The 13,622-nt window shown below is 46.4% G+C and carries 13 protein-coding genes and 7 tRNA genes; 2 read left to right on the top strand and 18 right to left on the bottom strand.

Annotated features, from left to right (window positions below; genetic code table 11):
- Positions 1-22: 22 nt before the first annotated feature.
- Entirely contained in the window at positions 23-652 is a 630-nt protein-coding gene (rlmE, locus tag MJO46_RS17195; protein WP_198780770.1) for a 23S rRNA (uridine(2552)-2'-O)-methyltransferase RlmE, read from the bottom strand.
- A gap of 90 nt (positions 653-742) precedes the next feature.
- Between rlmE and yhbY the strand changes: the two genes are divergently transcribed.
- Positions 743-1,042: a ribosome assembly RNA-binding protein YhbY gene (gene yhbY / locus MJO46_RS17190; RefSeq protein WP_007646018.1), complete on the top strand. Its 300-nt coding sequence runs from the start codon at positions 743-745 to the stop codon at positions 1,040-1,042.
- 78 nt (positions 1,043-1,120) lie between these two features.
- On the opposite strand, the gene secF is transcribed toward yhbY, so the two are convergent.
- From secF to MJO46_RS17155, 7 genes are all read right to left on the bottom strand, one after another.
- Positions 1,121-2,017, bottom strand: a complete 897-nt coding sequence (secF, locus tag MJO46_RS17185) for a protein translocase subunit SecF (protein ID WP_253990373.1) — start codon at positions 2,015-2,017, stop codon at positions 1,121-1,123.
- Between the two features lie 2 nt (positions 2,018-2,019).
- On the bottom strand, positions 2,020-3,834 hold the full coding sequence (gene secD / locus MJO46_RS17180) for a protein translocase subunit SecD (RefSeq protein ID WP_253990372.1): 1,815 nt from the start codon (positions 3,832-3,834) through the stop codon (positions 2,020-2,022).
- Positions 3,835-4,049: 215 nt separating this feature from the next.
- Positions 4,050-4,646 (bottom strand): hypothetical protein, encoded by a 597-nt coding sequence (locus MJO46_RS17175; protein ID WP_253990482.1) that lies wholly within the window; start codon positions 4,644-4,646, stop codon positions 4,050-4,052.
- Positions 4,647-4,908: 262 nt separating this feature from the next.
- The gene (greA, locus tag MJO46_RS17170) at positions 4,909-5,385 is read right to left on the bottom strand and encodes a transcription elongation factor GreA (protein ID WP_198780774.1); all 477 of its coding nucleotides are present in this window, start codon (positions 5,383-5,385) and stop codon (positions 4,909-4,911) included.
- Positions 5,386-5,685: 300 nt separating this feature from the next.
- Positions 5,686-6,504: a DUF4198 domain-containing protein gene (locus tag MJO46_RS17165; RefSeq protein ID WP_253990371.1), complete on the bottom strand. Its 819-nt coding sequence runs from the start codon at positions 6,502-6,504 to the stop codon at positions 5,686-5,688.
- A gap of 51 nt (positions 6,505-6,555) precedes the next feature.
- Positions 6,556-7,068, bottom strand: coding sequence for a DUF2271 domain-containing protein (locus tag MJO46_RS17160; RefSeq protein WP_253990370.1), 513 nt, complete (start codon positions 7,066-7,068; stop codon positions 6,556-6,558).
- 16 nt (positions 7,069-7,084) lie between these two features.
- Positions 7,085-7,681, bottom strand: coding sequence for a PepSY-associated TM helix domain-containing protein (locus MJO46_RS17155; RefSeq protein ID WP_253990369.1), 597 nt, complete (start codon positions 7,679-7,681; stop codon positions 7,085-7,087).
- A gap of 433 nt (positions 7,682-8,114) precedes the next feature.
- Here MJO46_RS17155 and MJO46_RS17150 point away from each other — a divergent pair, with 433 nt between their 5' ends.
- Positions 8,115-8,798 (top strand): hypothetical protein, encoded by a 684-nt coding sequence (locus tag MJO46_RS17150; protein WP_253990368.1) that lies wholly within the window; start codon positions 8,115-8,117, stop codon positions 8,796-8,798.
- Between the two features lie 364 nt (positions 8,799-9,162).
- Here the strand turns inward: MJO46_RS17150 and MJO46_RS17145 are convergent.
- The 10 genes from MJO46_RS17145 to MJO46_RS17100 all read right to left on the bottom strand — a co-directional run bounded on the left by MJO46_RS17145 (position 9,163) and on the right by MJO46_RS17100 (position 13,363).
- Positions 9,163-9,237: transfer RNA gene (locus MJO46_RS17145), tRNA-Gln, on the bottom strand.
- Between the two features lie 36 nt (positions 9,238-9,273).
- Positions 9,274-9,358 (bottom strand) — tRNA-Leu (locus MJO46_RS17140).
- Between the two features lie 81 nt (positions 9,359-9,439).
- A tRNA-Met gene (locus tag MJO46_RS17135) sits at positions 9,440-9,516 on the bottom strand.
- Positions 9,517-9,518: 2 nt separating this feature from the next.
- Positions 9,519-9,593, bottom strand: a tRNA-Gln gene (locus tag MJO46_RS17130).
- Positions 9,594-9,614: 21 nt separating this feature from the next.
- Positions 9,615-9,689 (bottom strand) — tRNA-Gln (locus tag MJO46_RS17125).
- Positions 9,690-9,776: 87 nt separating this feature from the next.
- Positions 9,777-9,861, bottom strand: a tRNA-Leu gene (locus MJO46_RS17120).
- A gap of 28 nt (positions 9,862-9,889) precedes the next feature.
- A tRNA-Met gene (locus tag MJO46_RS17115) sits at positions 9,890-9,966 on the bottom strand.
- 208 nt (positions 9,967-10,174) lie between these two features.
- Positions 10,175-11,266, bottom strand: coding sequence for a redox-regulated ATPase YchF (gene ychF / locus MJO46_RS17110; protein WP_253990367.1), 1,092 nt, complete (start codon positions 11,264-11,266; stop codon positions 10,175-10,177).
- Between the two features lie 130 nt (positions 11,267-11,396).
- The gene (gene pth, locus MJO46_RS17105) at positions 11,397-11,984 is read right to left on the bottom strand and encodes an aminoacyl-tRNA hydrolase (protein ID WP_198780776.1); all 588 of its coding nucleotides are present in this window, start codon (positions 11,982-11,984) and stop codon (positions 11,397-11,399) included.
- 155 nt (positions 11,985-12,139) lie between these two features.
- Positions 12,140-13,363, bottom strand: coding sequence for an FAD-dependent monooxygenase (locus MJO46_RS17100; RefSeq protein ID WP_367880938.1), 1,224 nt, complete (start codon positions 13,361-13,363; stop codon positions 12,140-12,142).
- Positions 13,364-13,622: the final 259 nt, after the last annotated feature.

Raw genomic sequence — 13,622 nt, 5'->3', positions numbered from 1 at the left:
TGCGATGATTAACGCTAGGGTACTACAACTTGTACCCTGTCGCCACAAGATAGACTTCACGGGAACGTGCCCGCGAAGAGTCCGGTTTACGTGTTTTTACTACTTTGAACGCCTCTTTAACCGCTTTCATATAGTCGTCAAAGCCCTCCCCCTGAAAGACTTTGACCGCAAAACTGCCATTAGGTGCCAACACTTGATGACACATATCTAACGCCAGCTCCACTAAATACATGGCACGCGGTTGATCGACACCGTCTGAACCACTCATGTTGGGCGCCATGTCAGACAACACAACGTCAACCTTATCTGCACCGACGCGGGTAAGCAATGCTTCGAGGACTTTATCTTCACGAAAATCCCCTTGCAAAAAGTCTACCCCGACGATGGGATCCATAGGCAAAATGTCACAGGCGATGACCTTACCTTTATCTCCGACCAACTTCACCGCCACCTGCGACCAGCCGCCAGGCGCTGCACCTAGGTCGACCACAGTCATACCTGGGCGAATAAGTTGATCCTTTTGCTGAAGTTCTTCAAGCTTAAACGCAGCGCGAGAACGCAATCCCCGTTTCTGTGCTAGTTTGACATAATGATCATCAAAGTGTTCCAGCATCCAGCGATTGGAACTGGCCGTACGTTTTTTACCTGACATTTAAAATCCGCAACAATTGAGAGTTACACAAGGGCTATATAAGGGTAGAATAGCCGTTTTTCAACAGTAACTCAGCAAAAGTTGGTAGAAATGAACTTAACAACCAAACAAAAACAGCATTTAAAAGGTCTGGCGCACAATTTAAAGCCAGTGGTGCTGCTTGGTGCCAATGGATTGACTGAAGGTGTACTCGCTGAAATTGAAAGCGCACTCGCTTATCATGAATTGATTAAAGTGAAAGTAGCCTCTGCCGACAGAGAGCTAAAAAATGCCATCGTTGATGCCATAGTACGTGAAACTCAATCCGCAAAAGTGCAACTTATTGGTCATATTCTGGTGATTTATCGTCAATCGCCGGAAATGAAGATTGCTCTGCCAAAGGCAAAGTAATTTTTCTTGATTTTTATTGTGTTAACAAAGGGGCCACTCAACTGAGTGGCCCCTTTGTTTTTGCTTTACGCTCATAGATTAAGGCGTATCTGAAATCACTTGTTTCTTGTAATGCTCAGGCGTTAAGCCTAAAAACTCAGGCAGTGAAGTACCGACAGATATCGATGAGAAAGTGCCGGTTAAAATGCCGATAAACATCGCAATCGAAAATCCCTCCAGCGGTCCACCGCCCATGATCCACAGTGCACCGACCGTCATTAAAGTGGTCCCAGAGGTCACCATAGTGCGGGAAAAGGTCGCCACAATTGCTTGGTTATTAATCTCTTGAATTGCAAGCTTAGGTTTTGCAATCAATAACTCACGAATCCGGTCAGCAATGATAATCGAATCATTTAAGGAATAGCCCAAAATCGCTAGCACAGCTGCGAGCACAGTTAAATTAAACTCCATTTGCGTCAGCGCGAAAAACGCCAGCACAAAGACTACGTCGTGCACTAGTGCAAACAAAGCGCCGGAGGCGAGTCGCCATTCGAAGCGGTAACTCAAATAGCCTAAGATAGCTAACATAGCGACTAGCAGTGCTAAACCGCCCTGCTCTGCCAATTCTTTACCCACCTGCGGACCAACAATACTGGTATTTAATACTTGTACTTCGCCCAGTGGCGCTAAGGTTTGCGCAATATCCACATTACTTTGTGTTGTGTCAGCATAACGTAACACCCACCGCCCCGGCTCACTGGCCGAGACCACAGAGACTTCCTGCTGATAGGCAGCGTTAAGCAAAGGTTGTAACTCACTGCTGGTGATTTTTCTATCGAGCTGCACTTCGGTCACCACACCACCGGTAAAATCTAAGCCCCAGTTAAAGCCCTTCACGCCGATAATGGTTAACGATGCCAACATTAAAAAGATCGAGATTGCGCTCGAAATATAACGCCACTGAGTTAAATTGCCCATTAAATTCATATTTTTCATAATCATACCCTCACATGACGGCTAGCATCACGGCCGTAAACTAAGTTAATCATGGCCCTTGAAGCAAAGATACCGGTAAACATGCTGGTCAATAGACCTAGCCCTAAGGTCAAGGCAAACCCTTGGATTGGACCATTACCTATGGAGTACAGCACGACAGCGGTGATCATAGTGGTGAAGTTAGCGTCGAAAATGGTCGAAAACGCGCTATCAAATCCGGTATCAATCGCCAGCGCAAAACTGCGACCTTCCTTTAACTTGTCTTTTATTCGCTCGAAAATCAGCACGTTGGTATCAACCGCCATACCCACAGTTAACACCAGGCCAGCTATGCCGGGTAAGGTCAACACAGCGCCCGGGATAAGCGCCAGTAACCCAAACAGGATCACCATATTGGAAATCAGTGCAATGTTTGCCACCCAACCGAGACGGCGATACCAAAGTGCCATAAACAGCAAGGTAATACCCATGCCTAAACCAAGGGCTGCAAAACCGTTTTCAATGTTTTCAGCACCGAGTGTCGGGCCAATAGTGCGCTCCTCAACAATAGTCACTGGCGCCGTCATAGAACCAGCACGCAGTAATAGGGCTAACTGCTGCGCCTCTTGATAGGTGCCAGCACCCGTAATGCGAAAGCGATCCCCAAGTTGGGATTGAATGGTCGCGACGCTGATAATTTCTTGAGTTTGCTTGGCCTTACCTTGCTCATCACGGCTGTATTCGCTGTAAGATGTCGCCATAGGTTTACCAATATTAGTTCGGGAAAACTCAGACATTTTCTGCCCGCCCACATGGTCAAGATTAATATTCACCTCAGCCATGCCCATCTCGCCTAAACTCGCCCTCGCATCGACAATATGATCGCCACCTAGCACAGGCGTACGGCTCACATAAATAGGCTTACCAGACTTGTCATTCAACACCATTGCATTGACAGAACCGGACTCTTTCACTTCGAAGAACGCTAAACTCGCCGTAGCACCAATTACATTTTTTGCGGCGGCGGGATCCTGTACTCCAGGTAATTCAATCCGAATTCGATGCTCGCCTTGGCGCTGCACTAAGGCTTCAGTGATACCGAGTTCTTCAATACGGCTACGCATAACCTGCAGGTTTTGCTGCACGGTTAAGTTACGCAGTTTCGTTTGTTCCTCTTGGCTTAACTTAATCTGTAAACCCGCACCATCGGCATTCGATAACTGCCAATTCGGATAGGACTGTTTCATCATCTGACGCACGGCCGCGCGGGCATCATTATCGGGCAAGGTTAAGTTCAACTGGCTGCTTTGATCCAAATGCACACTAGCCCCGCGGATCTTCTGCTCGCGGATAAACTGCCGTAACGAATCGACTAACGCCTCAGCCTGAGTTTGATACACAGGTTCAACATCCACATCGAGTAAAAACTGCACACCACCACGTAAATCGAGTCCCAGTTTAATTGGCTGGAAACCTAAGTTTTGCAACCAACTTGGCGCCGCACTGGCAAGGGATAAGGTCAACTCCTTGGGCTCTTTGACCATAGAAGAAACCAAGGTTTTAACTAAGGTTTGTTGGCTATCATCATCAAGGACAATTAAGGTTTCGCCATTCTTTTGGTCGATACGTTTTACCGTCACGCCTTCAGCTTGCAGCTTATCCCTAAGGGCAATAGGTGTGAGCGTTAACCCTGCCTTCGCGCCCACCTGCACCGCCGCATCCTCACCGTAAAATGTCGGCAAGGCACTGAATAACATCACTATAATTGTGACGATAAGAACTATATATTTCCAAGCTGAATAATGATTTAACAGCCGTTTATTGGATTTTATTTCCATGGAATTAACTCGCTTTTTATCACCTAGCACTTAACTCACATTGCTAAGCGAACATATTGATATCAACCCGAAACATGTATCGAGCGCCAGTGAAGCGAGGCGCAAGTACCACAGCGAATGCCGCCGCGATAAAAAGTTTCGGTTAGAACAAAAATGCAATGGTATGCAGCTCAACGGGAGAGGACTCCGGTCGATGGCACACCTAAAGAGGCGGTTTAAGCGGCTTGCTGACTAAATCGATATTGAAGATTGGAGACTTTCCAACCGGAAATTCGAGCGGGGGAAGATACAGCTGAAAGCGTCCAATCGGATGCAATATCAAGCTTGGGCGATTCAACAATATTAGGCGGGGATTCGACCGTAAAATCCAGTGCGAGCAAATATTCTGGCTTCACCTCTCGCACATCGTGCTGGGCAAGACTGAGAAAGCGCGGTGAATTTATCGGGGCAAAATTTAACTCGTCCGAATGACTCACATAATCGGAACTAGGGCAAGGTGTAGGCTGAGACTCTGAGTCAGCAATGGCAGCATTGGCAGCATTGGCAGCATCGGTATTTAATGAACCGCAGCTTTCAACGGTTTGAGCATTAGATTGGGCGATAGCGTCGGCATTGGGCCAACTTTGGGGTGCAGCGTTTGACGTTGTTGTAGAAGACGAGTTATCGAGATCCCCAGTGTCCATTTGAAGTCTATCTTTCTGGATGGAATGCAGCTGAACATGCTGGAGAATGAATTCGCTGCGCTGTGCTGAAGTTTTTGGCGTATAGCTAGCCGAGTGCGCGATCAACATGATCGCCACGCAAACTAACATCAATCCTGTACGCCAATGTTTTACCAAAGCGTGCCCTCTAATAAAACGAATGATAAACCCATTTATGGTTAGCTTTGCAGCTTAAGTAAAAGTGTATCAAGAGACAAATTAATCTTTATCCATCTTGCCCAGAGTTCAACTCTAAAGCGCTGTCTCCATCTTGACTAAAGTAAGCAGACAAACTTAAGTAGCGGATAACAAAAAACCGCCCGAGGGCGGTTTGGGATAACTAAAGAGTCATTCTCTTGGCACGATAAGCCGATTATAAATACTGTACCGAGATGATTTCGTAGTCGGTTAAGCCGCCAGGCGTGGTGATAGAGACTTCATCACCTTCATTTTTACCCACTAAGCCGCGGGCAATCGGTGAGTTTACCGAGATCAGGTTTTCTTTGATGTTGGCTTCATCGTCACCGACGATACGGTAAGTGACTTCGGCATCGGTATCGAGGTTTAAAATGGTGACTGTGGCGCCAAAAATAATCCGGCCATTATTCACCATCTTAGTCACGTCGATAATCTGTGCGTTAGATAATTTACCCTCGATATCGCGGATACGTGCTTCACAAATACCTTGTTCCTCGCGGGCTGCATGGTATTCCGCGTTTTCTTTTAGGTCGCCTAACTCCCTTGCTGAGGCAATCGCTTCAGTAATTTTAGGGCGACGTTCAAACTTGAGAATGTCTAATTCTTTACGCAGCTGCTCTGCACCGACAACGGTCATAGGAACCTTAGTCATAACTTCTTTCGTCTCCTTTAAAACAAAAGCAACCCGTGCCAACGCTAAGGTCAACACAGTTAAATGAAGGTGGAATCGCGCTATTCTAATCGTTATGCGCCTTTGATGCATCAAGAACGATGCGTTCACGCAGCTTACCCAACCTGAAGCAGAGTTACCAGCATTGAAATTCAAATCTGTATATCTAGGGAAGTTTCGCACAAATTTTAGTATGGAATGGCAATAAAAATGCCCACTCGCCGCTGAGGCTGTGGGCATTTAACGCTTAACGCTAACTCACTTAAACGAAGTGATAAATCCCTATTCAAGCCCTGCTTCGAAGGTCAGGAAAATCTCACTAACGGTTTTATCGGCAAGGGATGTGTCTGTGTTTGGACGTTCGATAGAGGCATGTAAAAGATAACGTCCCGCCGCAGGTAAAGTCATCATCACTTTACCGTCTTTATCCGAGGTGAATTCAATTTCCTCTGGTTTGTTACGGTATAGGCTGCCATCTTTCATAACCGCAACACTCACACCAGCGACAGGCTTGCCATCATAAACAAACTGTAATGTTGCGGGCTCGTTTTCAACGATATCCGCAGGATGGGTCACAGGGACTAATTCTAAGTACTCTCCCTTAGGAGCCAGAACCTCATCCGTTGGCTTATTTCGGGTGACGTAAGTTTCAACCCGCGACACATTTAAAGAACTTTCAAGTTCATAGGCGCCCTTTGGCATTGCGGCAGTCGTCGCTTTTTTATCCATGCGACTGCGTACAACCCCTTCTTTTCCTTTAACTTTATACTGAGAAAAATAACGAGGTGAAACTTCTTTTTCAAACTTATATGTACCGTCTTGCGTCAATTGCACATCAAACACCGACTTACGGCCACCAGTATAGCTTGAGCTTGGAGAGGTTGATTTTCCATTTGGCTGTAATACGCGCACGTCACTGGCGCTGAAAGGTTTATCCACCATAAACACTTGGTTGCTGGCTGATACATCAGAGGTGATCCACACTATTTCTTGGCTTTCGGCCGAAACGTTAAAGTGGCTAGGTAGTATCCATCTATCGTGGCTACTCGCCAACGGGCTAATACAAAGTGTGCCAAGTAATGCAATCAGACGTAATTTCATGCCTTTTCCTTAAATTTAATAATGTACGGGCAACCTATTCAATAGATGGACTCAGCGAGCCATACCGCTTAAACGTATGTCGATAACGCCAGTTTCAGTGGTAGCAGGTAACTGCACGGAGAAATCCCCCGCGGTTAAATCGATGTTTTGTCGCACCAGATCGCGACCGCCGTGCTCTCGCACCACTTCAATAAACACAGTGTAACTCCCAGGTTCGAGCGCTTTACCCGCCTCATCTTTTAAATCCCAATCGATTTTGTAATGACCCGCGGGACGTGTTGCCGACGCTATGCCATCGACAAAGCTCATATCGTCGCGACCCGCTTTACGCCACCAACGGCGGATATCTTTAAGCCATTTATAGCCTTCATCCCAAACCCAAAGACTTAAGGTTTTCACCGGTTGTCCTTGGGCATTTTCAACCCACACGGCGACATAGGGTCTGTGATATTGACCTTCGGTAATTTCCGGCAAGGTTAAATCGACTGTCATTTTGGGCGCAGCAAACGCTGCGGAACTCACAAACAAAGCACTCAAGGCAATGGTACGAATAAGTTGACGCATGCTCGGCCTACACTCCTTATGGAACGAAATATACATACACAAGTCCGCAACTACCGCTGACAAGTACCATGTATAACAATGACTTTTTAAGACGCTTGGTTTGAGGCAACAATAAGTAAGCCCCTGTAAGCGAAAATAAAATAATAAGCACAGCGCTAAGATCGAGTATCCAAGCCCATGCAATCCCTGTGTTACGGCCCTTATGTAAATCATTTACTACGGCAACCACACCGTAATCTAAGGTTTCGACATAGGCTTGGCCGTCGAGTAAGTCCAAGGTAAGGCTTCGATAAGTGCCGGGCCCTTTGCTGACTAAGCTAATTTCGTCTTCTTCTATATCGGCAGTAGCTATATCCATTGCCCATTCACTTTTCAGCCAATGCCCCGCAGCCAACCGCCATTGTGGATCTTGGACATCAACGGGTAATAAATAGGTCGGGATTGGTACTTGCTCCCGCTTAGGCTCCTGATCAGCCTGAGAAAACCAAGTAGGATGATTTAATGTTATCCCTGTCACCGCAAAAAACAGCATCAGCAGCAACAACGCCATAGACACGTAAACATGGATAATTCGAGCAAAGGACAAAGACGACTTGCTAACTCTTAATTTCAACGGTGCACTCTCAAAAGCAACTCGAAGAGAAATGCCTCCTGAGCCGGCTTTCCCTATGCAGACTAAAGCTGACATGAGCTGCATGAAACTAATTTAATGCGCCGAGATTAAATGAGATCGATTATCAAATAGAACAAAGTTTACAAACTTTACATATTCAATACTGAAAACAAGGTGAGAAAATACATTCGAAAAATAAAGCGCTTACAGATAATCCCCCATTAAACACTCAATGCATTCACTTTGATTAATTTAGCAGCAAGTCATTCATAGCATCATCTGTAGATATTAATGAGATCCACAAAGGTAAAACCCAACATTCACGTTAACTTTTTGGCTTAAAATTTACTTTACTCCCCTCTCGTTTACCTTATGCCAATCGGCTACAATCCGCCGCCGGCGACTTGCTGGTAATTCCGAAGGAAATATCATCTTGAGTACATCTCTGCTCAAAAAAATACGCGGCTTACATATAGTGTGGTTAGCACTAATGCTAAACGCCTGTGTAGCGCCACTATTATTAATGTCACCCCAAGGCCAATTGATGTGGGCGCTGTTAAAACCCCTAGTCGGCTTAAATCCAAATGATGTTGGATTATTTGAGCAACCCCTAATCAAAGATCGCATGCAAGCCTTATTAGGGGATAACTACGACACGACCATGTCATTGCTTAAAACTGCCGACAAAATTCAACAGGAAGGCCCCTTATTTTATATGGTGTCGACTTACACTCCAGTGCCTGAAATGGCTGAAAAAGCTGGATTTGTGTGGAACTCGGACACCAACCAAATGGCAGTGATGTTGCTAACGGGTGGCTCGCCAAAAATTATCTCAGAGCAGTTTACGGATCAGGCCGAGAAACTCGTACCTAGTTGGCCAAAAGAACTCGTCGACTATACCGATCCGCAAAAGCTGCAACAAAAGACCATTGAAGCGGGGACAAATCAGCTGCAACAGCAAGTTGGAGCCGCTGCTGCGCCCCTCAAAGCTATCGCGTCGGGTGAGGTGAATACAGTGCAGGATACTGTGCAGGATGCCGTACTTGAAAAGGCGAATACTGAAATCGCACCACTAAAAGAAGCGACACCAATCAAAGAAATCAAGCCTGTACAATAATGACGGGCCAATTCTCGGGCGGCCTATTATTGTGCGAGAGTATTTCCGCCAAGTTGCGATAATGCTTTAAAACATAATGCTGACTCAAGCCACAGTAGTTATTTAAGCACTGTGGCTTTTTTATCGCGATCGTCTAATCCTCAAAATAAGTTGATACTTATCTCAGCCAATACAGCGAAGCTGCGCCCTGCTGTTTTTATCATATCCCTAACCCGTTCGGCTTTATCTGGATAACGCATAAAAGACTATCTGGATGATGCATAAAAAACTGCTGAAAAATCATGAGGCAATAAAGAAATAACGGGAGAAGAACATGACAAAAGGCAGAAAGCAAAAAGCCCGTCATTGACGGGCTTTTTAACTATGGCTGGGGTACTAGGATTCGAACCTAGGTATGCCGAGATCAAAACCCGGTGCCTTACCGCTTGGCGATACCCCAATTAACTTGTCATCAACCTTAGAGGTTGCATTTTGATGGTACGGGAAGAGAGACTTGAACTCTCACACCTCGCGGCACCAGAACCTAAATCTGGCGTGTCTACCAATTTCACCATTCCCGCATCAAAATGTACCAGACTTACTCATACGAGTAGTTCTGGATTTTTCCAGATAAATCAGATGATTTAGCGTGGATTTAAATATGGTAGCAATGGCGGGACTTGAACCTGCGACCCCAGCATTATGAGTGCTGTGCTCTAACCAGCTGAGCTACATTGCCAATGGCTGGGGTACTAGGATTCGAACCTAGGGATGCCGAGATCAAAACCCGGTGCCTTACCGCTTGGCGATACCCCAAACAACTTGGAAACTGAAAAATGGCTGGGGTACTAGGATTCGAACCTAGGGATGCCGAGATCAAAACCCGGTGCCTTACCGCTTGGCGATACCCCAACTAAACTCTGTTTCAAACATCCGCTATCGCCGATGTTTCTAAATTCGTATTGCAAAAATGACATTAAAACTGACATTTTTTAATAATGGTACGGGAAGAGAGACTTGAACTCTCACACCTTTCGGCACCAGAACCTAAATCTGGCGTGTCTACCAATTTCACCATTCCCGCACTGTATCAATTTTACATCTTGAAAAGATGGTAGCAATGGCGGGACTTGAACCTGCGACCCCAGCATTATGAGTGCTGTGCTCTAACCAGCTGAGCTACATTGCCACTTCGGTACTGCGCGCCCCTCTCAGCGAGGAACGGGGCGTATTATGCTTATTCGATGTACCTAGGTCAACAGCTTTTTTTCGCTATTTCCCTAAGCTTAAGCTGTTCGGCTATTACTTCACCAAACTGAGCAACAGATGCGCTAAATTAGCGTCTGTTGCCCATCTCAAGCGAAAAATGCTTTAGCTTACGCCTTGAATAACAGCGCTTATACGTTAAATAGGAAATGCATTACATCGCCATCTTTAACGATGTAAGTCTTACCTTCAACGCGTAATTTACCCGCTTCTTTAGCGCCCGCTTCCCCCTTATAGGTGATGAAGTCTTCAAAGGCCATCACTTGGGCACGAATAAAGCCGCGCTCAAAGTCGGTGTGAATAACGCCTGCAGCTTGTGGAGCGCTGGCTCCCACTGGCACAGTCCAAGCACGCACTTCTTTTACACCTGCGGTAAAGTAAGTTTGCAGACTCAGCAACTGATAACCTGCACGGATCACGCGATCTAGACCAGGTTCTTCGATACCCAAATCGGCCATAAACTCGTCGCGATCAGCGATTTCCATTTCAGCCAGTTCAGATTCAATCGCCGCGCACACAGCAACAACGATAGCGTTTTCCGTAGCAGCAATCGCACGAACTGCGTCTAAATGCGGGTTATTCTCAAAACCATCTTCCGCGACGTTAGCAATGTACATAGTCGGTTTTAAGGTTAGGAAGTTCAGGTAAGCTACCGCCTCCAATTCTTCCTTAGAGAGATCCATTGAACGCAACATTTTGGCTTCATCGAGCACTGGACGCATTTTTTCCAGCACTTCTACTTCAAATTTAGCGTCTTTATCGCCACCCTTAGCGCGTTTTTGCTGGCGGATCACCGCACGCTCTAAACTGTCTAAGTCAGCTAAGGCTAATTCAGTGTTGATGACTTCGATATCACGGGCAGGATCAACCTTGTTGGCCACATGGACGATGTTATCATCGTCAAAACAACGTACTACGTGCCCAATAGCATCGGTTTCACGGATATTAGCGAGGAACTTGTTCCCTAAACCTTCACCCTTAGAGGCGCCCGCGACTAGGCCTGCAATATCCACAAACTCCATCGTTGTGGGTAATACGCGTTGTGGGTTCACAATCGCAGCGAGGGCATCTAAACGTGGATCCGGCACAGGAACCACACCCGTGTTAGGTTCTATGGTACAAAACGGGAAGTTAGCCGCTTCGATGCCAGCCTTAGTTAACGCATTAAAAAGCGTTGATTTACCTACGTTAGGAAGACCAACAATGCCGCATTTAAAACCCATATGCTTACCTTTCTCTCGATTATTGGCTGACAAGTCACACTCATCAGCGAGGTTTAGTCGTCCTGCCCTATGGCAGCACATTACTGAATACTTAAATCACTTAATATCGATGTTTCGCCAAAGGCAAAACCTACTGTGCTTTAAAGGAGTGTAATCTGTTCATGGCTTTTACCATGTCTTCTTTAAACAGGATCTCAGTGGAACGCACCGCTTCGTCGATTGCGGCTTCTATCAGCTCCTGCTCTTTAGCTGGAGCTTTACCTAAAACATAACCACTGACTTGGTTTTTATCCCCTGGATGGCCAATGCCTATGCGTAGACGATAAAAATTTTTATCATTCGCGAGTTTGGCAATGATATCTTTCAAACCATTGTGGCCACCATGGCCGCCACCGAGTTTAAATTTAGCCACCCCGGGCGGCATATCAAGCTCATCGTGGGCCACTAAAATTTCTTCTGGCGTAATACGGAAAAAATTCGCCAAGGCTCCCACGGCTTTACCACTTAAATTCATATAAGTCGTCGGGATCAGCAAACGCACATCTTTACCGTGCAATACCGCCCTTGCCGTCACACCAAAATACTTGCTATCGGGCACTAAGGTCACACCACAAATCCTAGCTAACTCATGCACATACCAAGCGCCAGCATTATGGCGCGTCTGTGCATATTCGGCCCCGGGATTGGCAAGACCAACGATTAATTTAATTTCGCTCATGGCACTCAATATCGTGATGTCGTCCTATTTTTGCCGTAGGGGAATACGACTGAAATGGACCATACTCGCTAAAAACGCGGCATTTTAGCACTCAAAGCCAAAGTCAACAAATGCCGCATCAATTTACCGCTTCAGAATCCCGGAAAGTTCAAGCTTCAGTTTAAACCCATAGCGTATTTGAGAACGGTTTGCTTGATAGGTGAATTGATATTGGCCAATTTGAGGGCGCCATTTCGCAGCAGTTTCAGCGGCAAAATGTCATTACTAAAGCCCGCATAAAAGACATCCATAGTCGTCATCATCAATTGATTATCCCGATATCGCCTATCTTGATACCGAGCCAGTACCTCTTTAGACCACCATGCTTCATGCCGTGTTAAAGCCTCCTCGATGACCGCAAGCAGTGCTTCAACATCCTTAAATCCAAGGTTGACGCCCTGGCCGGCAAGCGGGTTTATCGTATGGGCGGCATCGCCTAGGATCACCACGTTCTGGCTATAGTAGCGCTGCGCATGGCGGCGGGTAAGACCGAAACTGCCTTTACTCTCAACGGTAAAGTCGGCGTCTAAACGCGCAGGGAAATGCACTCTTATCTGCTCTGCAAGCTGCTTATTGTTTAGCTGCATCAATTGCTTAATGCGGTTAGCATCATCATACCAAACGAGTGAAGCGTTATTTCCCGGCAGAGGTAATAGGGAGCGCGGCCCCTTAGGCGTAAACTGCTGCCAAGTGACATCCTGTTGGCCCTGTGCCGTTTTTATATTGATCAACATCGCCGATTGGGCGTAATCCCACCCAGTAATCCCTATCCCCGCCCACTGGCGCACTTGGGAGTTTGCGCCATCGGCACCCACTAATAACTTAGCGGTCAGTTTAATGTTGGACTGTAAATGCAAACTGACGCTATCGCTATCACGGGCAAATGCCGCGACCTTATCTGGGCAATATAAGGTGATGCCATTCAATTGCGCCATCCGTTGCCACAGCGCAAGTTGAATTAAACGGTTTTCAACAATATGCCCTAAATGGCTGGCGCCAATTTGACTGCAGTGAAATTGAGTAATGCAACCTTCGAGTTCCCAGGTTTCTAAGCCAAGATAAGGTACATTGCGCATTTGCAGCAGCGCATCCATCGCCCCTAAGCGATCGAGTAATGTTTCAGAGGCAACACTAATGGCAGATACTCGAACATCTAACGGCTGCTCAGGCCCATAGGCCTTAGGCACAAAAGACTCAACCACTGCCACTTTAAGACCTTGCTCAGCAAGCCCGATAGCGGTCGCCGCGCCAACCATACCGCCGCCCACTAAAATCACATCAAATGTCAGTTCATCGGGCGCGGCCTGTGTTACAGCTTCATTCTGGCTTATCTCAATCACGACTTGTATTCCCTTCTTAATTGCGGCCCAACCCCATGGGAATTCGCTCGCATTGTATCAAAAGCATGTCAATTTAGGCGCAAAGGTGAGCAAATGTTGCTATAGGGGCTTTTGCTCACAGTTGCTTACAAAGACAACATTCGCCTTTTTCTATCCTCACTACACTCTAAGCGACACCATCGAGATAAAGTTTCATTCGAGCGGAGTAAAACAAATTTAACATCTCACTTAACTAGCCCTAGCCGTATCTAACGAGTTA

It is taken from the genome of Shewanella sp. KJ2020 (assembly GCF_024197625.1).
In the GTDB taxonomy this organism is placed as follows: domain Bacteria; phylum Pseudomonadota; class Gammaproteobacteria; order Enterobacterales; family Shewanellaceae; genus Shewanella.
The sequence above is the reverse complement of the archived record's forward strand: the minus strand, read 5'-3'. Positions and strand labels throughout refer to the sequence as shown.

Bases quoted from the DNA above. Each gene is read 5' to 3' on its own strand.
- ychF (WP_253990367.1), bottom strand. From the start codon at position 11,266: ATGGGTTTTAAATGCGGCATTGTTGGTCTTCCTAACGTAGGTAAATCA.
- secD (WP_253990372.1), bottom strand. From the start codon at position 3,834: ATGGAAATAAAATCCAATAAACGGCTGTTAAATCATTATTCAGCTTGG.
- rlmE (WP_198780770.1), bottom strand. From the start codon at position 652: ATGTCAGGTAAAAAACGTACGGCCAGTTCCAATCGCTGGATGCTGGAA.
- yhbY (WP_007646018.1), top strand. From the start codon at position 743: ATGAACTTAACAACCAAACAAAAACAGCATTTAAAAGGTCTGGCGCAC.
- MJO46_RS17160 (WP_253990370.1), bottom strand. From the start codon at position 7,068: ATGCGTCAACTTATTCGTACCATTGCCTTGAGTGCTTTGTTTGTGAGT.
- pth (WP_198780776.1), bottom strand. From the start codon at position 11,984: ATGAGCGAAATTAAATTAATCGTTGGTCTTGCCAATCCCGGGGCCGAA.
- greA (WP_198780774.1), bottom strand. From the start codon at position 5,385: ATGACTAAGGTTCCTATGACCGTTGTCGGTGCAGAGCAGCTGCGTAAA.
- MJO46_RS17175 (WP_253990482.1), bottom strand. From the start codon at position 4,646: ATGTTAGTTTGCGTGGCGATCATGTTGATCGCGCACTCGGCTAGCTAT.
- secF (WP_253990373.1), bottom strand. From the start codon at position 2,017: ATGAAAAATATGAATTTAATGGGCAATTTAACTCAGTGGCGTTATATT.
- MJO46_RS17165 (WP_253990371.1), bottom strand. From the start codon at position 6,504: ATGAAATTACGTCTGATTGCATTACTTGGCACACTTTGTATTAGCCCG.